This window comes from Pseudomonas jessenii, from assembly GCF_002236115.1.
In the GTDB taxonomy this organism is placed as follows: Bacteria; Pseudomonadota; Gammaproteobacteria; order Pseudomonadales; family Pseudomonadaceae; genus Aquipseudomonas; species Aquipseudomonas jessenii.
On sequence record NZ_NIWT01000003.1, the window covers coordinates 171,463 to 190,315 of the forward strand.

Annotated in this window: 14 protein-coding genes and 1 pseudogene; 5 read left to right on the forward strand and 10 right to left on the reverse strand. The window is 60.3% G+C overall.

What is annotated here, in order from left to right:
* Positions 1-27 precede the first annotated feature (27 nt).
* The 6 genes and pseudogenes from hisC to mtnA form a co-directional block, all read right to left on the reverse strand.
* On the reverse strand, positions 28-1,140 hold the full coding sequence (hisC, locus tag PSJE_RS09900) for a histidinol-phosphate transaminase (RefSeq protein WP_090457149.1): 1,113 nt from the start codon (positions 1,138-1,140) through the stop codon (positions 28-30).
* A 13-nt stretch (positions 1,141-1,153) separates the two neighbouring features.
* Positions 1,154-2,248 carry a prephenate dehydratase gene (gene pheA, locus PSJE_RS09905; protein ID WP_007939916.1) on the reverse strand — a complete coding sequence of 365 codons (1,095 nt, stop codon included), beginning with the start codon at positions 2,246-2,248 and terminating at the stop codon, positions 1,154-1,156.
* The gene (gene serC, locus PSJE_RS09910; protein ID WP_057713770.1) at positions 2,248-3,333 is read right to left on the reverse strand and encodes a 3-phosphoserine/phosphohydroxythreonine transaminase; all 1,086 of its coding nucleotides are present in this window, start codon (positions 3,331-3,333) and stop codon (positions 2,248-2,250) included. Before serC ends, pheA begins: the two co-directional genes overlap by 1 nt.
* A 28-nt stretch (positions 3,334-3,361) precedes the next feature.
* Positions 3,362-3,475 (reverse strand): annotated as a pseudogene (locus PSJE_RS31590) (outer membrane lipoprotein carrier protein LolA); the annotation flags it as partial.
* A 59-nt stretch (positions 3,476-3,534) separates the two neighbouring features.
* Positions 3,535-6,189, reverse strand: a complete 2,655-nt coding sequence (gene gyrA / locus PSJE_RS09920) for a DNA gyrase subunit A (protein ID WP_057713769.1) — start codon at positions 6,187-6,189, stop codon at positions 3,535-3,537.
* A 425-nt stretch (positions 6,190-6,614) separates the two neighbouring features.
* Positions 6,615-7,691: an S-methyl-5-thioribose-1-phosphate isomerase gene (gene mtnA / locus PSJE_RS09925; RefSeq protein ID WP_057713768.1), complete on the reverse strand. Its 1,077-nt coding sequence runs from the start codon at positions 7,689-7,691 to the stop codon at positions 6,615-6,617.
* A 108-nt stretch (positions 7,692-7,799) separates the two neighbouring features.
* Between mtnA and PSJE_RS09930 the strand changes: the two genes are divergently transcribed.
* From PSJE_RS09930 to PSJE_RS09950, 5 genes are all read left to right on the forward strand, one after another.
* Positions 7,800-9,134, forward strand: a complete 1,335-nt coding sequence (locus tag PSJE_RS09930; protein ID WP_090457151.1) for a TRZ/ATZ family hydrolase — start codon at positions 7,800-7,802, stop codon at positions 9,132-9,134.
* 58 nt (positions 9,135-9,192) lie between these two features.
* A complete protein-coding gene (gene ubiG, locus PSJE_RS09935) occupies positions 9,193-9,891 on the forward strand; it encodes a bifunctional 2-polyprenyl-6-hydroxyphenol methylase/3-demethylubiquinol 3-O-methyltransferase UbiG (RefSeq protein ID WP_008148706.1) in 699 nt (232 codons plus the stop codon).
* A gap of 4 nt (positions 9,892-9,895) precedes the next feature.
* Positions 9,896-10,567 (forward strand): N-acetylmuramic acid 6-phosphate phosphatase MupP, encoded by a 672-nt coding sequence (mupP, locus tag PSJE_RS09940; RefSeq protein WP_057713765.1) that lies wholly within the window; start codon positions 9,896-9,898, stop codon positions 10,565-10,567.
* A gap of 170 nt (positions 10,568-10,737) precedes the next feature.
* On the forward strand, positions 10,738-11,478 hold the full coding sequence (locus tag PSJE_RS09945) for a YciK family oxidoreductase (protein ID WP_007999919.1): 741 nt from the start codon (positions 10,738-10,740) through the stop codon (positions 11,476-11,478).
* A 377-nt stretch (positions 11,479-11,855) separates the two neighbouring features.
* Positions 11,856-12,782 carry a GGDEF domain-containing protein gene (locus PSJE_RS09950; RefSeq protein ID WP_057713764.1) on the forward strand — a complete coding sequence of 309 codons (927 nt, stop codon included), beginning with the start codon at positions 11,856-11,858 and terminating at the stop codon, positions 12,780-12,782.
* A gap of 139 nt (positions 12,783-12,921) precedes the next feature.
* On the opposite strand, the gene PSJE_RS09955 is transcribed toward PSJE_RS09950, so the two are convergent.
* From PSJE_RS09955 to PSJE_RS09970, 4 genes are all read right to left on the reverse strand, one after another.
* Positions 12,922-13,683: an iron-containing redox enzyme family protein gene (locus PSJE_RS09955; RefSeq protein WP_219733187.1), complete on the reverse strand. Its 762-nt coding sequence runs from the start codon at positions 13,681-13,683 to the stop codon at positions 12,922-12,924.
* 76 nt (positions 13,684-13,759) lie between these two features.
* Complete coding sequence (locus PSJE_RS09960) at positions 13,760-16,219, reverse strand: EAL domain-containing protein (RefSeq protein WP_090457153.1); 2,460 nt, start codon at positions 16,217-16,219, stop codon at positions 13,760-13,762.
* Between the two features lie 187 nt (positions 16,220-16,406).
* Positions 16,407-18,224 (reverse strand): ABC transporter ATP-binding protein, encoded by a 1,818-nt coding sequence (locus tag PSJE_RS09965; RefSeq protein ID WP_090457155.1) that lies wholly within the window; start codon positions 18,222-18,224, stop codon positions 16,407-16,409.
* A complete protein-coding gene (locus PSJE_RS09970) occupies positions 18,217-18,852 on the reverse strand; it encodes a DsbA family protein (protein WP_057713760.1) in 636 nt (211 codons plus the stop codon). Before PSJE_RS09970 ends, PSJE_RS09965 begins: the two co-directional genes overlap by 8 nt.
* Between the last annotated feature and the right edge of the window lies 1 nt (position 18,853).

Sequence of the window (18,853 nt, forward strand, 5' to 3'; positions counted from 1 at the left end):
GGCTCAGCAGATTGCAGCGCAGTGACATCAACCACGAGCCAGAACCTTGGTCAGCGCCTCAAGGAAGCGGCTGTTCTCTGCCGGCAGGCCAATGGTGATGCGCAGGTGGTTTGGCATGCCGTAGTTGGCCACCGGACGCACGATCACGCCTTCACGAAGCAAGCCCTGGAACACCGGGGCCGCAACCTGACCGAGATCGACGCAAATGAAATTGCCTTTGGATGGTATCCAGCTCAGCCCCAGCTCACGGAAACCGGCCTCCAGCTGCTGCATGCCGGACTCGTTCAACTGACGGCTTTGCGCCAGATACTCTTCGTCCTTCAACGCTGCACAGGCCGCGGCCAGGGCCAGGCTGTTGACGTTGAACGGCTGGCGTACACGGTTCAGCACGTCTGCGACCACCGCCGTGGACAAGCCATAACCCACGCGCAGCGCCGCCAGGCCATAGGCCTTGGAGAAGGTGCGGGAAACCAGCAGGTTCGGATAAGCCGCCAGGAAGTCCAGGCCATCCGGCAGATCGCTGCCTTCGGCGTATTCGATGTAAGCCTCGTCCAGTACGACCAGCACATGCTCCGGCACATCCTGCAGGAATTCGTCCAGCGCCTCGGCGTCGAACCAGGTCCCGGTCGGGTTGTTCGGGTTGGCGATGAACACCACGCGGGTGTTGGCATCGATCGCCGCCAGCATGGCAGGCAGGTCATGCCCCCAATCCTTGGCCGGAACCACTTTGGCCTGTGCGCCGACCGCCTGGGTGGCAATCGGGTAGACAGCGAACGCATGCTCGCTGAACACGGCGTTCAGGCCCGGCGCCAGATAAGCACGCGCAACCAGTTCCAGGATGTCGTTGGAACCGTTACCCAACGTGACCTGGTCGAGTTCGACGCGGCACTGCTCGGCCAGCAGGCTCTTGAGGGCAAAACCGTTGCCGTCCGGATAACGGGTCAGCTCGGCCAGCGCATCGCGGATCGCCGCCAGCGCCTTGGGGCCAGCGCCCAGCGGGTTTTCGTTGCTCGCCAGCTTGACGATACTGGCTGGATCGAGGTCCAGCTCACGCGCCAGTTCGTCCACGGGTTTGCCCGGAACGTAAGGCGAAAGTTGTTGCACGCCCGGCTGTGCCAGAGCGAGGAAATTGCCACTCATTTGCTACCGCCCCTTAGAGAACTGCTTTCGGGTAGGAACCCAGCACCTTGAGTGCCACTGCTTCCTGACTGATCTTTTCCAGCACACCTTTGACCAAGGGGTCGCGGTGGTGGCCGACGAAGTCGATGAAGAACACATAGGTCCATTTACCGCTGCGCGACGGACGAGTCTCGATTCGCGTCAGGTCGATGCCATTGTCGTGGAACGGCACCAGCAACTCGTGAAGCGCACCCGGCTTGTTGCTCATCGAAACGATGATCGATGTCTTGTCGTCGCCGGTCGGTGGCACTTCCTGGTTGCCGATCATGAGGAAGCGCGTGGAGTTATCCGGACGGTCCTCGATTTTTTCGGCCAAACGGGTCAAGCCGTACAGGCCGGCCGCCATATCGCCGGCAATCGCCGCCGAGTTCCACTCACCCTTGACCCGCTTGGCCGCTTCGGCGTTGCTGGACACCGCCACGCGCTCGACATTCGGGTAATGGGCGTCCAGCCACTTGCGGCACTGGGCCAGTGACTGGGCGTGGGAGTAGATGCGACTGATGCTGTCGGTCTTGGTGTTTTCACCGACCAACAGGTGATGGTGGATACGCAGCTCGACTTCACCGCAGATCACCATGTCATGTTCGAGGAAGCTGTCGAGGGTGTGGTTGACCGCGCCTTCGGTGGAGTTCTCCACCGGCACCACACCAAAATTCACCGCCCCCGCCGCCACTTCACGGAACACTTCGTCGATCGCCGCCATCGGCTTGCTGATCACGGCGTGGCCGAAGTGCTTCATGGCCGCCGCCTGAGTGAAGGTGCCTTCAGGGCCGAGATAAGCCACTTTCAGCGGCTGTTCGAGCGCCAGGCACGAAGACATGATTTCACGGAACAACCGCGCCATCTCTTCGTTGCCCAGCGGCCCCTGGTTGCGCTCCATGACACGCTTGAGCACCTGAGCTTCGCGCTCGGGACGATAGAACACCGGCACTTCGCCTTCGGCCAGCGAGGCCATCTTTACTCGCGCGACTTCCTGGGCGCAGCGCGCACGCTCACTGATCAGCTCCAGGACCTTTTCGTCCAGGGCATCAATGCGCAGGCGCAGTGCCTTGAGTTCTTGCTCAGACATTAGCCGTGTTCCTTCTCGAACTCTGCCATGTACGAAATCAGCGCATTGACGGCGTTGATGTCGACGGCGTTATAGATGGAGGCGCGCATGCCACCCACGGAACGGTGGCCCTTGAGGTTCAACAGGCCACGCTCGTCGGCACCGGCCAGGAACGGCTTGTCCAGGCGATCATCAGCCAGACGGAACGGCACGTTCATCCACGAGCGGTCCGACTTGTTGATCGGGTTGCTATACAGGCCGCTGGCATCGATGAAGCTGTACAGCGTGCGCTGCTTGACTTCGTTGAGCTTGCCGATGGCCTCGACGCCGCCCTGTTCCTTGAGCCACTCGAACACCAGGCCGGACAGGTACCAGGCCAGCGTCGGCGGGGTGTTGTACATCGAGCCGTTATCAGCCGCGACCTTGTAGTCGAGCATGGTCGGGCACAGGGAACGGGCCTTGCCCAGCAGGTCTTCGCGTACGATGTTGACGACGATACCGCTCGGGCCGATGTTTTTCTGGGCACCGGCGTAGATCATGCCGAAACGCGACACATCCACCGGGCGCGACAGGATGTCCGAGGACATGTCGGCCACCAGCGGAACATCGCCGGTTTCCGGGATCCACTGAAACTCCAGCCCGCCGATGGTTTCGTTCGGCGCGTAGTGAACGTAGGCCGCGTCTTTCGACAGCTTCCACTCGTTCTGGCCGGGAATGGCGAAATAATCGTAAGGCTTGGCGGTGGCGGCAACGTTGACGTGGCCGAAGCGCGAAGCTTCTTCGATGGCCTTCTGCGACCAGATACCGGTGTCGATATAGTCGGCCGAGCCGTTTTCCGGCAACAGGTTCAGAGGAATCTGAGCAAATTGCTGGCTGGCGCCGCCTTGCAGAAACAGCACTTTATAGTTCGAGGGGATATTCAGCAGATCACGCAGATCCTGCTCGGCCTTGGTGGCGATGGACACGAACTCATCACTGCGATGGCTCATTTCCATGACCGACAGACCCTTGCCGTGCCAGTCGAGGAGTTCACCCTGGGCGCGCTGCAGGACAGCTTCGGGAAGCGCCGCAGGACCGGCACAGAAGTTATAGGCTCTCTTGCTCACATCCAATCTCGCTCTGATTTGGTGGTATCACTGTAGGAGCGAGCTTGCTCGCGAAAAACCTGAGAGCGCAAGGGTGCACCAGACGCCCTGCGTTATCGTTGACGACCATCGCGAGCAAGCTCGCTCCTACAGGGGATTTCATTATTTCAAAAGGGACAAACAACAAGGGGGCGAATTTTCATCCGCCCCCTGCTTGCCCACTTATTCCTGTGGTTCTTCGTCAGCGGCGGCGTCGAGTTGCTGGTCTTCGGCAACGTCGTCGATCACGACTTCACCGACAAACCCTTCACCCTCTTCACCTTCCAGCTCTTCACCCTCGACTTCCGACGGCTCTTGAACCCGCTCCAGCCCGACCAGTGTTTCGTCGTTGGCCAGTTTGATCAGGGTCACGCCCTGGGTGTTACGACCCAGGCTGGACACTTCGTCGACACGGGTACGCACCAGGGTGCCCTGGTCGGAAATCAGCATGATTTCCTCGCCGTCGAGTACCTGGACCGCACCGACCAGACGGCCGTTACGTTCGTTGCTGACCATGGCGATAACGCCCTGACCGCCACGTTTGTATTCAGGGAACTCGGTGATCGCCGTGCGCTTGCCGTAGCCACGCGCCGAAGCGGTGAGGATCTGGCTGCCTTCTTCCGGAATCAGCATGGAAATCAGCTTCTGACCTTCCGGTAGACGCATGCCGCGCACACCGCGGGCGGTACGGCCCATGGCGCGAACGTCGGATTCCTTGAAGCGGGTGACCTTGCCACCGTCCGAGAACAGCATGACTTCACGCTCGCCATCGGTGATGGCCGCGGAAATCAGCACGTCGCCTTCGTCCAGTTCCAGTGCGATCAGGCCGACGCTGCGTTGACGGCTGAAGGATTCCAGCGGGGTCTTCTTCACGGTGCCGTTGGCGGTGGCCATGAAGATGTAGTGACCTTCAGTGTATTCCTCGACCGGCAGCATGGTGGTGATGTACTCACCGTCATCCAGCGGCAGCAGGTTGACTAGCGGACGACCACGGGCAGCGCGGGACGCTTCAGGGATTTCGTAGGTTTTCAGCCAGTACACCTTGCCCTTGCTGGAGAACAGCAGCAGCGTGGTGTGGCTGTTGGCAACCAGCAGGTGAGCGATGTAGTCCTCATCCTTGACGCCGGTCGCCGACTTGCCTTTACCGCCACGACGCTGGGCCTGGTACGCAGCCAGCGGCTGGGTCTTGGCGTAGCCACCGTGGGAAATGGTCACGACGCGCTCTTCTTCCGGGATCATGTCACCCAGGGTCAGGTCGAGACGGGCATCGAGGATCTCGGTGCGACGCACGTCGCCGTACTCGGCGCGGATCACTTCCAGCTCTTCGCGGATCACTTCCATCAGGCGCGTGGCGCTGTTGAGGATGCGGATCAGCTCGCCGATCTGGTTGAGGATCTCTTGATACTCGGCCAGCAGTTTTTCGTGTTCCAGACCGGTCAGGCGGTGCAGACGCAGTTCCAGAATGGCTTGCGCCTGCTCTGGCGACAGGAAGTACTTGCCGTCGCGCAGACCGTATTGCGGATCGAGGTTTTCCGGACGGCACGAATCGGCACCGGCACGTTCGACCATTGCCACCACGGCCGAAGACTCCCAAGGGGTGCTGACCAGCGCTTCCTTGGCTTCCGACGGCGTTGGCGATGCCTTGATCAGGGCGATGACCGGGTCGATGTTCGACAGGGCAACCGCTTGACCTTCAAGGATGTGACCACGCTCGCGCGCCTTGCGCAGTTCGAACACGGTACGACGGGTCACCACTTCGCGACGGTGGCGGACGAAGGCTTCCAGCAGATCCTTGAGGTTCAGGATCCGCGGACGGCCGTCGATCAGCGCGACGATGTTGATACCGAACACCGCTTGCAGCTGGGTCTGGGCGTAGAGGTTGTTGAGGATGACCTCAGGCACTTCGCCGCGACGCAGTTCGATCACGACGCGCATACCGTCCTTGTCGGACTCGTCGCGCAGCTCGGTGATGCCTTCGAGCTTCTTCTCTTTTACCAGCTCGGCGATCTTCTCGATCAGACGCGCCTTGTTCAGCTGGTAAGGGAGTTCGGTGATGACGATCTGCTGGCGGCCACCGACCTTGTCGATGTCTTCGATCATCGAGCGGGCGCGCATGTAAATGCGCCCGCGACCGGTGCGGTAGGCTTCGATGATGCCGGCACGACCGTTGATGATCGCGGCGGTCGGGAAGTCCGGACCGGGGATGTATTGCATCAGCTCGTCGACAGTCAGCTCTGGATTGTCGATGAGCGCCAGGCAACCGTCGATGACTTCACCGAGGTTGTGCGGCGGAATGTTGGTCGCCATGCCCACGGCGATACCGCTGGAGCCGTTGACCAGCAGGTTGGGAATACGGGTCGGCATGACCGCCGGGATCATTTCGGTGCCGTCGTAGTTCGGCACCCAGTCCACGGTTTCTTTATGCAGGTCAGCCAGCAGCTCGTGCGCCAGCTTGGTCATGCGCACTTCGGTGTATCGCATGGCCGCGGCGTTGTCGCCGTCCACCGAGCCGAAGTTGCCCTGGCCGTCTACCAGCAGGTAGCGCAGGGAGAATGGCTGCGCCATCCGAACGATGGTGTCGTACACCGCGGTATCACCGTGCGGGTGATACTTACCGATCACGTCACCGACAACACGGGCAGATTTCTTGTACGGCTTGTTGAAGTCGTTGCCCAGCTCGCTCATCGCGAACAGCACGCGCCGGTGCACGGGCTTCAAGCCATCGCGCGCATCCGGCAGTGCCCGCCCGACAATTACGCTCATCGCGTAGTCGAGGTAGGACTGCTTCAGCTCGTCTTCGATATTGACCGGGAGGATTTCTTTGGCCAGTTCGCCCATGAGAAGCCTGATTCCTTTTTCTGGTGAAACTTCGTCACATCCATATGGGACCAACGAAGCTCGCCGATACAGGCTGAGTGCCATGCACCGACTTACGACAAATCAACGAGTTATGCCATGGATCTGCGCAGTACGGGTCGCCACTTCGGGCAACCCTGGAAACCGCCGGATGTTATCACAAGAGCCGCCACGCACCTATCCCCCAGATGCGCATGGAGAGTAGTTAGTTGACCGGTGACAGGCTTGAAGGGGACGAGAGGGGCTTAGAGCCGTGTTGAATGGAGAATTTGTGGCTGATTCGGGTTGGTTCATTGGGTTTGACGACCCCATCGCGAGCAAGCTCGCTCCCACAGGTTTTGTGTACGCCGAAAACACTGTGGGAGCGAGCTTGCTCGCGATGGCTATCTTTCAGACGCCAGAAGCTATTAATGCAGGCGCTTACGGCACATCAACTGCGCCATCTTCGCCGTATCCGGGCGCTCGACGATGCCTTTTTCGGTGACGATCGCATCGATCAGGTCCGCCGGAGTCACATCGAACACCGGATTGAACGCTTCGACATCCGCACCCACCCGCTTGCCACCGACCTCCAGCAACTCGCGGCCATCACGCTCCTCAATCGGAATGTCATCGCCGCTGGCCAGGTGCATGTCGATGGTCGAACTCGGCGCCACCACCATGAAGCGCACGCCGTGGTGCATGGCGTTGACGGCCAGTTGATAGGTGCCGATCTTGTTGGCCACGTCGCCATTGGCGGTGATCCGGTCAGCACCGACGATGACCCAGGTAGGGCCTTTGGTCTTCATGATATGCGCGGCGGCGGAATCGACATTGAGGGTCACGGGAATGCCTTCATTGGCCAGTTCCCACGCGGTCAGCCGCGAGCCCTGCAGCCATGGGCGGGTTTCGTCGACATACACCCGCTCGACCATGCCCTCGATGAAAGCCCCACGAATCACCCCCAGCGCCGTGCCAAAGCCGCCCGTGGCCAGTGCGCCGGTGTTGCAGTGGGTCAGGATCGCCTGGGCGTTGCCCTGATGCTTGCGGATCAGGTCCACACCCAGTTGCGCCATGGTCAGGTTGGCTTCGCGATCACTTTCGTGAATGGCGATGGCCTCTGCTTCCAGCACCTCCAGCGGATCGGCATTGTCTTTCAGGCGATCAAGCCGGTCGTGCATGCGGCCCAGCGCCCAGAACAGGTTGACCGCAGTGGGACGGGAATCGGCCAGCAGCGCGAAATCCTCTTCCAGCGCCGCGTACCAGTCGCCACCTTCGGCAATCCGGGCACGGGCCGCGAGCACGATGCCATAAGCGGCACTGATACCAATCGCCGGCGCACCGCGCACCACCATCGAGCGAATGGCCTCGGCCACACCGGCTGCACTGGTGTAGGCGATCCAGGTTTCCTCGAACGGCAAAATGCGCTGATCCAGCAGATGGAGAGCGCCATCACGCCAATCGATGGCCTTTACCTTTTCCGCAGCCAACAGTCGATCGCGCATCCCTCACCCCGCACTCATGAACAAAAGCCGCCGATTATAGCGATCCCCCCGCGAAGACGCTCGGGTATACTTCGCCATCCTTTACAAAAGCACTGGAACCGACCCTCGATGCCGAACACTGCCGCTGCGCTCGACCTGTTATTACTGCCGACCTGGCTGGTACCCGTCGAACCCGCTGGTGTTGTCCTCAAGGAACATGGCGTGGGCATCCGGGATGGGCGCATCGTGTTTATCGGCCCACGCTCCGCCGCACTGAAGCTTAACGCAACCGAAACCCGCGAGTTGCCCGACATGTTGCTCAGCCCCGGCCTGATCAATGCCCACGGGCACGCGGCGATGACGCTGTTCCGTGGCCTGGCCGATGACCTGCCATTGATGACCTGGCTGGAAAACCACATCTGGCCCGCCGAAGCCAAGTGGGTCGACGAGGACTTCGTGCGCGACGGCACGGATCTGGCCATCGCCGAGCAAATCAAAGGTGGCATCACCTGTTTCTCTGACATGTACTTCTTCCCGAAGGTTGCCAGCGAGCGCGTGCACAATAGCGGCATTCGCGCGCAGATCGCGATTCCGATCCTCGACTTCCCCATTCCGGGCGCCGCTACAGCGGACGAAGCCATTCGTCAGGGCGTCGAGTTGTTTGGCGATCTCAAGCACCACGAGCGCATCAAAATCACCTTCGGCCCCCATGCACCCTACACCGTGGGCGATGAAAACCTGGAAAAAATCCGGGTGATCGCCGAAGAACTGGACGCCTCGATCCACATGCACGTGCATGAAACGGCATTTGAAGTGCAGCAATCGGTCGAGCAGCGCGGTGAACGACCGCTGGCCCGACTGGCGCGCCTGGGCTTGCTGGGGCCACGCTTCCAGGCGGTTCACATGACCCAGATCAGCGAAGAAGACATGACGCTGCTGGTAGAAAGCAACAGCAATGTGATTCATTGCCCGGAATCGAACCTGAAGCTGGCCAGCGGGTTCTGCCCGGTAGAGCGCTTGTGGCAGGCCGGGGTCAATGTCGCGGTCGGCACCGATGGCGCGGCCAGCAACAACGACCTGGACCTGCTCGGCGAAACCCGCACCGCGGCCCTGCTGGCCAAGGCTGTCGCCGGCTCGGCCACCGCGCTGGATGCCCATCGAGCCTTGCGCATGGCCACCCTCAACGGTGCCCGGGCACTGGGTATCGAGGCCGAAGTCGGCTCGCTGGAAATCGGCAAGGCCGCGGACATGGTGGCTTTCGATCTCTCGGGGCTGGCCCAGCAGCCGGTCTACGACCCGGTTTCGCAGCTTATATACGCCACCGGCCGGGACTGCGTGAAACACCTTTGGGTTGCCGGCAAGCAGTTGCTCGACGACCGTCGCCTGACGCGCCTGGATGAACAACAGCTAAGTACTGTCGCGAAGGCCTGGGGCCGGCGCATCAGTGGCCGCACCGAATCGTAAGCACCCTGGAGCACAATCCGGGGCAACAGGATTTTTCAAGTTTTAGAGGACTTAAACCATGAGCAACGTCGACTACGCCGAAATCGCCAAATTCGAGGCCCTGGCCCATCGCTGGTGGGACCGCGAAAGCGAATTCAAACCGCTGCACGACATCAACCCGCTGCGGGTGAACTGGATTGACGAGCGGGTCAACCTGGCGGGCAAGAAGGTCCTCGACATCGGTTGCGGCGGCGGCATCCTCAGCGAGGCCATGGCTCAGCGCGGCGCGACCGTGATGGGTATCGACATGGGCGAAGCGCCGCTGGCGGTTGCCCAGCTTCATCAGCTGGAGTCGGGCGTGAGCGTGGAATACCGGCAGATCACCGCCGAAGCCCTGGCCGAGGAAATGCCCGAGCAGTTCGACGTGGTCACCTGCCTGGAAATGCTTGAGCACGTGCCAGACCCGTCGTCGGTCATCCGTGCCTGCTTCCGCATGGTCAAGCCCGGCGGCCAGGTGTTCTTCTCGACCATCAACCGCAATCCGAAGGCGTACCTGTTCGCCATCGTCGGTGCCGAATACATCATGAAGCTGTTGCCGCGCGGCACCCACGACTTCAAGAAATTCATCCGCCCTTCCGAACTTGGCGCCTGGAGCCGCATGGCCGGCCTGACCGTCAAGGACATCATCGGCCTGACCTACAACCCGCTGACCAAGCACTACAAACTGGCCTCCGACGTGGACGTCAACTACATGATCCAGACCCTGCGCGAGGAATAAGCCGATGCCAATCAGAGCAGTTCTTTTCGACATGGACGGCACCCTGCTCGACACCGCGCCGGACTTCATTGCGATCTGCCAGGCGATGCGTGCCGACCGTGGCTTGCCACCGATGAACGACAAGCACATTCGCGACGAGATTTCCGGCGGCGCCAAGGCGATGGTCGCAGTGACCTTCTCCATGGACCCGGAATCGCCGGGATTCGAGGAGTTGCGCCTGGAGTTCCTGGAGCGCTACCTCGTCGGTTGTGCCGTCCATAGCAAGCTGTTCGACGGCATGGGCGAACTGCTGGCGGACATCGAGAAGGCCAACCTGATCTGGGGCGTGGTCACCAACAAGCCGTTGCGCTTCGCCGAGCCGATCATGCAACAGCTGGGACTGGCCGAGCGTTCGGCACTGCTGATCTGCCCGGATCATGTGAAAAACAGCAAACCGGATCCCGAGCCGCTGATCCTCGCCTGCAAGATGCTCGACCTGGACCCGGCCAGCGTGCTGTTCGTCGGCGATGACCTGCGCGACATCGAATCAGGCCGCGATGCCGGCACCAAGACTGCTGCGGTGACCTTCGGCTACATCCACCCGGATGACAACCCGCGGCATTGGGGGGCGGATGTGGTGGTTGATCATCCGTTGGAGCTGCGCAAGGTTTTGGATAGCGCCCTCTGTAGCTGCTGAGACTGTCGTTGACCTCTGTAGGAGCGAGCCTGCTCGCGAAGAACCTGAGAGCGCCACGGGGTGCCAGACTTGTCGCGTCATCGTTTACGCCCATCGTCGGAACGCCGCCCGGAGCTAGCTCGCTCCTACAGGGATAGCGCTTGACCTGAAGAATTTTGTAGAGGTTTTTTATGTTTGATTATTCCGCCCGCCCCGAACTGCTCAAGGACCGGGTCATTCTGGTCACCGGCGCAGGACGCGGTATCGGTGCCGCAGCGGCAAAAACCTACGCGGCACACGGCGCAACCGTGCTGCTGCTGGGCAAGACCGAAGCCAACCTGACCCAGGTCTACGACGAAATCGAAGCCGCCGGCCATCCACAACCGGCAGTCATCCCCTTCAACCTCGAAACCGCCCTGCCCCATCAATACGATGAGCTGGCAGCGATGATCGAAAGCGAATTCGGGCATCTCGACGGTCTCCTGCACAATGCCTCGATCATCGGCCCGCGCACGCCGATCGAGCAGCTTTCCGGCGAAAACTTCATGCGGGTCATGCAAGTCAACGTCAATGCCATGTTCATGCTCACCAGCACCCTGCTGCCGCTGCTCAAGTTGTCGCAGGATGCCTCGGTGGTGTTCACTTCCAGCAGCGTCGGCCGCAAGGGGCGTGCATATTGGGGCGCTTACGGCGTCTCCAAATTCGCCACTGAAGGCTTGATGCAAACCCTGGCTGACGAAGTCGATACCGTGGCCCCGGTGCGCTCCAACAGCATCAACCCGGGCGCCACCCGCACCAGCATGCGCGCCCAGGCTTACCCGGGTGAAAACCCACTGAACAACCCGACGCCCGAGGAGATCATGCCGGTCTACCTTTACCTGATGGGCCCGGACAGCACCGGTATCAATGGCCAGGCGTTCAACGCCCAGTAACGACCGTACGTCGCTTTTTAGTGCCGCGCCAGCTTCCTGTCGCGGCACTTGAAGGCTCTCGGGTTCGAGCCAGGCACCTGTCAAACAAACGTCACACGCTGCGCTACACAGGTAGCAGACAAACAACAACCCATTGATTTAATACGACTTTTATTCGGATGAACCGAATGGCACGACTTTCGCTCTAAGTTTGCTCAGACACGTAAAGTGAAAGCAGACGGGGGTGAAGCTTGAGCGCAGAGATTACTCATCTTCTACAAAGCGGATTAAACTTGTACGAAATGTCCTACGGGACTGACGGACCAGTACGACGCGCAGCCCTAAGCCGCTCTCACCCTGCTTGTAAGACAGCCTTACTGCTTAGGGGCGCATGCCTTATGAAACCACCTTCCCAGACCAACGCAATTGACTTCGATAGCGCCAAATTGCAGCGCCTGGGCTTTGGTCAGCAGCCGCCTCTCCTGGAAAGACCTGTCAGTCTTGCGCAATTGCGCCAGCAACTGAGCCTGCAGTTGCAAACCAGTCTGGAGCCGCAACGCATTCTTGGGACGTTCTATCGCGAGATTCAGCGGTTGGTACCGTTGGACGCCTTGTGCTACCAGCACAAGAGCAGTGACCTGCGCCTGGAGTTCGGCCAACGCGGCCACCACTCCATCAGTTACAGCCTCAGCCACGAAGGCGAACACCTGGGTGAGCTGATCTTCCGTCGCAATCAGCGTTTCAGCGAACAGGATCAGGGCAATCTCGAATCACTGCTGGCCGCACTGCTTTTCCCGATGCGCAATGCGCTGCTGTACCGTACCGCCACCCAAAGCGCACTGCGCGATCCGCTGACGGGTGCCGGTAACCGCATCGCCATGGACCAGACGCTGCAAAGGGAAATCGAGCTGTCCCGGCGCCATCTGCAACCGTTGTCAGTACTGATGCTGGACATCGATCATTTCAAGCTAGTCAATGATACCCATGGCCACAGCACAGGCGATGACGTGCTCAAGGCGGTCGCCGCCACGATCAAAAACCAGCTGCGCAACGTGGACATGGTGTTCCGCTATGGCGGCGAGGAGTTCCTGATCCTGCTGTCGAATACCTGTCGCGAGGCCGCGGCCATGGTCGGTGAGCGGCTGCGGTTTGCAGCCCAGTCTGAAGAGTACTTGGCCGATGGTCACAGGATCCTGCTGACGGTCAGCCTCGGCTGTTCGACCCTGTTGCCCGGCGAGTCTGCCGAAAGCCTGTTGCGACGGGCAGACAGCGCGTTGTATGTGGCCAAGCGCGAAGGTCGTAACCGGCTGGAGATGGCGGGCTGATTTTTTCAGCCACGACACAAACCAAAGTGGGAGCGGGCTTACTCGCGAATGGGATCTGACTTTCAACGATGATGTTGACTGACAGTCCGTATTCGCGAACAGGCTCGCTCCCACAGTTGTTTTTCAAGCAGCGATTGAATCAGCCTTCGGCCAATGCCATCCGCTCACGCACGACCGGTACCCACTCTGCGTGCTCCATTTGCATGCAACGTTCGAGAAACAGGTACATATAGTCGTAGCTCTTGCAAACGGCCTGACGCAACTCCACCTGCAGGGATTTGCCGGGGTTGGTGCCCGCCAATGTGCAGATGATCTCAAGGGCTTCCCATGGATGGGCATCGTCGTACTGGGCATGCATCTTCAGCCACTTCATCGCCCGCTTGCGATCTTCCTCGGGGAACGAGGCGGCGTAGATACCGTTGGAACACACTACCGCCGACCATTCCCCGGTCGCTCCTTCGATGGCGTAGTTGGTGGCGGCAATCGCAACGATCAGCGAGTCGGCTGAACTGGTGTGCCAGCACCAATGGCTCAGGGCGTGAAGCTCGGGGGGAACCTGCTGAGCCTGCAGCTCTTCCAGGCTGACACCGTGCGCGCGACTCCAGTTCACCCAGTAATCGGCGTGGTTCAGTTCGACGCGGATGTTACGCATCAGCCAGCGACGGGCCATGTCTTCGCCGGGATGACGGGCAAAGCGGGTCTTGGTCAGGTTTTGTGCCATATACAACGCGAACTGTTCGACCACCGGCCAGCCACCGATCAGGTACTGGCGCATGGTCTTCGCACTGAGTTTGTTGTCTCGCATGCGTTGGTACAGTTCGTGTTCGACAACCCGGCGCTTGCTCTCGCTGCAATCCTGGATCAGGCGCTGGGCCCAGGCAGGGTAACTTGCAGCTTCCATGAGCGGTCCGGTTCGGTTGAATGTATCGATCACTGTCGAGCTCCTTTTGATTGTGATTGTAAGACCGGCAGGAGTCTCAACGGAACGTGCCAGGCGCCTTGAACAACAGCGGTTGCGGCCTGGCGGGACGACTTAACAGACTATCACTGGTAAACAACTGCGGGCGTTCAATCACATACCCTTGAGCGTAATCCACCCCGATCTCCAGCAATGCCTGCTCGATCTGGGGCGTTTCGACAAACTCGGCAATCGTGCGCTTACCCATCACATGGCCAATGTGATTGATCACTTCGACCATGGCGCGGTTAATCGGGTCGTCCAGCATATCCTTTACGAAACTCCCGTCGATCTTCAGGAAGTCTACAGGCAAATGTTTCAGGTACGCGAATGAGGACATTCCGGCGCAAAAGTCATCCAGCGAAAAATGGCAGCCTAAGCCTTTGAGTTCATTAATGAATCGAATGGCGCTGCCAAGATTTGAAATGGCACTGGTTTCAGTAATTTCAAAACAAATCATTTCAGGCGGAATCGAATACGTCACAAACTGTTCGCGCAAGAAGTCCAGAAACGCCTCATCCCCAATCGTCGTGCCTGACAGATTGATCGCACACATGGCCAGCGGTCCGTGGCCTTGCTCGGCCCGGCATTGGGCGATGATCTTGAACACGTTCTGCACCACCCAACGATCAAGCGAGCTCATCAGGCCATAGCGTTCAGCTGCCGGAATGAAGCTGTCGGGCAAGATCATCCGCCCGGCTTCATCATGTAATCGCAGCAGGATTTCAATGTGCCCGCCGTCCTGATCGACATGACCCAAGGGGGCGATTTCCTGGGCATACAGGCAGAAGCGGTCTTCCTCCAGCGCCATGTGCAAACGCTGCACCCAGGCCATCTCACCGAAGCGCAGGGACAATTCCGAGTCATCCGGATGATAGACCTGGACCCGGTTCCGACCCTTTTCCTTGGCCATATAGCACGCCATGTCGGCAGCACGCAGCGAGGCTTCGAGCGTAGTCGGGTTCTGCGCGACATGGACCAGCCCGATACTGACAGTGGTCACGAAAGGCCGGCCTTTCCAGACAAAATGCAGATTCTGCACCGTCTGGCGCAGGCTTTCGGCAATTTTCTCCGCCGCTTCCGGTGCGCAGTTTTCCAGCAGGATGCCGAACTCGTCGCCGCCAAGGCGCGCCAGGGTGTCGCCTTCGCGCAGCCCCGATTGCAACAGCGCGCAGATGTGCCGCAGCAGTTCGTCCCCCGCCGCGTGGCCGCAGGTGTCGTTGACCAGCTTGAACTGGTCCAGATCGAGGAACATCAGGGCATGGCGACCCGAATGGCGGGTCAGGTTGTGCAGCGCCTGTTCCAGGCGATATTCGAACTCGCGACGGTTGGCAAGGCCGGTCAAGGCATCGTGGGTCGCCTGCCACGACAGATTGGCGATGTACTGCCGCTCCTGGGTCATGTCATGCAGCACCAGCACCGTCCCGCTGACTTTTCCGGCATTGCGGATGGGCGCGCCCACCAGCGTGACCGACACCGTGCTGCCGTCCAGGCGTTGAATCAACTTGGAGTGTTCACTGCCGCCACTGAGCTGGCCGCTCAGAATATGCTCGATCAGGGTGAAACCATCGGTCTGGGCATTTTCGTCCAACAGGTTGAACAGCGCCGCCAGCGGCAATCCCGTCGCCTGCTCGGCCTTCCAGTGGGTCATCGCCTCGGCCGCCGGATTCATGTAGGCGATTGCACCGGAAACATCCGTGGTGATCACCCCATCACCAATTGATTGCAGGGTGATCTGCGCCCGTTCTTTTTCCAGTTGCAGCGCATCGGCGAACGCATGGCGCTGCTTGAGCAGTTTATGGGTGCGCATCAGCGCCAGCGCAATCAATCCAAGAGCAGTGGCGAGGTTAGTCAGCAGCAGCAAACGAAGAATGACCCGCGAACCTTCACCCAAGGCATCGCTGAACGCCTTTGCCGCCGGCGTCACACCGTCGTTGATGGCGAAAATCTGCTCCTTCCAGCGCTGTACGTCCGCGCCGGAGGCCGGGCCGGCAGTGATGTGCTGATGCATGTCCCGCGCAACGTCATCGAGCTGGACCAGATAGGCATCCCCCACGGTCCAAAGGTTGATGGCTTTTTCGAGATAACTGAAATGACGAAAGTTGAGGTACAGCCAGATCAGGCTGGAAACGTCTTCCGGGTGGTTGCCACCCTTGAGAATCGCCACACGTGCCGCCTCTATATTCGGCGGTTGATGATCCAGCGCCACGCGCAACTCATGCCCGCCCTGAGGCACGGAAATGGCGTGCTGGTATTTACGAAAAATCGCTTCGTCGCCGCTGTCGGCATAGAGGTTGAGGTAATAGATTGCGTCCTTCTGGCCCTTGGACCAGAGGCTTTCCCCAGCAACATAGCCGCGAACCGCCGACAGTACGTAAAGGCTAACGCCGCCCAACAAGGCTTGAAACACTACAACGGCGATAAATGGCCAGACGATGCCCAACAGCCGTGGCGTTCCGAGAGTCCGCGTTTGATTCATGAGGTCCCTTGCATTAGCACCGCTTGCTCGTCTTCCGGACGAAATCGCTATAGCTAGACTAGGTTGCGATTCCGATCCCGGCAAGCGACAAGCTATGCCCGGAGGGAATATCGCGGCCACTGAATTCGGCCGCGATGATGTTTTTTATAGTATTGAAGTGGCGCCCTGCAACCTTGATATCATTTCACTACAACCGCTGCAAATGCCCATACAGCTTGGCGTACAGGCCACCGTCGGCAATCAGTTGCTGATGATCGCCATCCTCGGCAATTTGCCCGCCGTCGAACACCAGCACACGGTCGGCCTGTTTTACCGCCGAAAGGCGGTGGGCAATGATCAACGTGGTGCGGTTGCTCAGAAACCGCGCCAAGGCCTGGTGCAGGTTGTATTCGGTGGCGGCATCCAGCGCAGAGGTGGCTTCGTCGAGAATCACCACCTTGGGCTCGGCCAGTACCATCCGGGCGATGGCCAGGCGTTGACGTTGCCCGCCGGACAACCGCACCCCGGAGCGCCCGACGATGCTGTCCAGGCCCTTGGGCAAATCCCGGACCGTACCGTGCAATTGGGCGATTTCCAGCGCCTGCCAGCAGGCCTCGTCACTGCGCTCGCGGCCCATGGTCAGGTTGGCCCGGATGGTATCGTTGAACAGCGCCGGATGTTGCAGGACCACGGCAACATTTTCCCGCACGGTTTCCAGGCCGATCTCCTGCTGGGTCGAACCGCCGAAGCGAATGGTTCCGGCCAACGGCGTGTACAAGCCCAGCAGCAGTTGCACCAGCGTGCTCTTGCCGCCACCACTGGCGCCGACGATCGCGACCTTTTCCCCTGGGGCAATGGACAGGTTCATCTGGTTCAGGACCAGTTCATCACCGTAACCGAAGCTCAGCCCTTGTACTTCCAGCCCGACCGTCTCGCGACCGACGAAAGGGTCTATGCCGCCCGGGTATTGGGGCTCATCGGCTCGGGACAGCAACTCGTTGATCCGCGACAGCGCACCGCCGGCAGCGTAGTAGGCATATTGCAGGTTCAGCAACTGTTCAACCGGGCCGATCATGAACCACAGGTAGCTGAACACCGCGAGCATCTGGCCGATTGAAAGGTCGGAAAACAGCACGGTGAGCATCGCCGCGGCCCGGAAAATATCGATACCGAACTGGAACAGCAAACCGCTGGCCCGGTTCGATGCATCGGTTTTCCATTGCGAATTCACCGCATAGTCACGCACGTCCCGGGCGCGCTGGCCCAAGCGACCGAGGAAAAACCCCTGGCGGTTGCCGGCGCGAACTTCCTGGATGGCATCCAGCGTTTCGGTCAGCGCCTGGGTAAAGCGTGAAGTGCTGTCGTTCTCGAGTTTCTTCAGATGTTTGACCCGCTTACCCAACTGCACCGTGGCATAGATCACCAGCGGGTTGAACAGCAGAATCAGCAAAGCCAGCTGCCAGTGCATCCACATCAGAATGCCCGCCGTGCCGACCAGGGTCAGCATGGCCACGAGGAAACGGCTGAGGGTTTCGCCGACGAATTTGTCCAGCGTGTCCAGGTCGGTGACCAGGTGCGTAGTCACCGTTCCGCTGCCCAGGCTTTCGTATTCGCCCAGGGAGATACCCTTGAGACGCTCGATCAGGCGTATGCGAATGCGGTAGACGATGTCCTTGGCCAACCCGGCGAACAATTTCGCCTGCACCACGTTGAACAGCAACGCCGTACACCGCAGGGTCAAGGTCACCAGCAGCATCAGGCCAATGTAGCCCGCGGCCTTCTGCCAGCCTTCAGGCAGCGCGTGGTTCATGATCTTCAGCGCGGCATCACCGTGCCCCAGCAACACCTCGTCCACCAGCAACGGCAGGAGCAAGGGAATCGGCACGCTGCACAAGGTCGCCAGCACGGCTACGCCGTTGGCGATCCACAGGGATTTCTTGTGATGCAGGGCCAGGCGGCGGATTTCCGCCCAGCTCAGACGGTCGACACGTTTAGCGGGTACGACATCATCAGGCAGGTCATGCACAGGCAGCACGCTCCAGCCAGCGGCCGAGCAGCGGGGACAACTCGCTCAACGGCTGATAGCCATTGGTCAACAACGCCAGTTGGCCGTTACGCTCGGCCAGCAGGGTGGGGAAACCGGCAATGCCCAGGTCCTGGACCCAGGTGAAATCGGCTTCAGTCGCAGTGTGCATGTCAGCACGGTCGAAAGCGGCGGCGAACTCGATGCGCGGCACGCCGGCCTGCTCGGCCAGTTCCACCAGCACGCTGGCGCGGGTGACGTCCCGACCTTCGACATAAAACGCATGCTGAATCAGCCCGAGCAGCTTCCAGGCACAATCCGGCGCCAGTCCGCGCGCCGTCACTAGTGCCCGGCAGGCAGGCTCGGTGTCGTAGACAAAGCCATCGGGTAACGCGCCCTCAAACTTGAAGGGCTGGCCGGTGGCCTCGGTGACCGCCTGCCAGTGTTCAAGAATGTAGCGTCGGGTGGTCGGCTCCAGCGCCGCACCGCTACCGGTGCGCAAACCACCCACGATCAAGTGCACATCCACACCCGCGGCTTGCGCCTGCTCGACCAGTGACTTGGCCACGGGGGCAAACCCCCAGCACCAGGAACACATCGGGTCCATCACATAGAGCAGGCGCGCAGACATG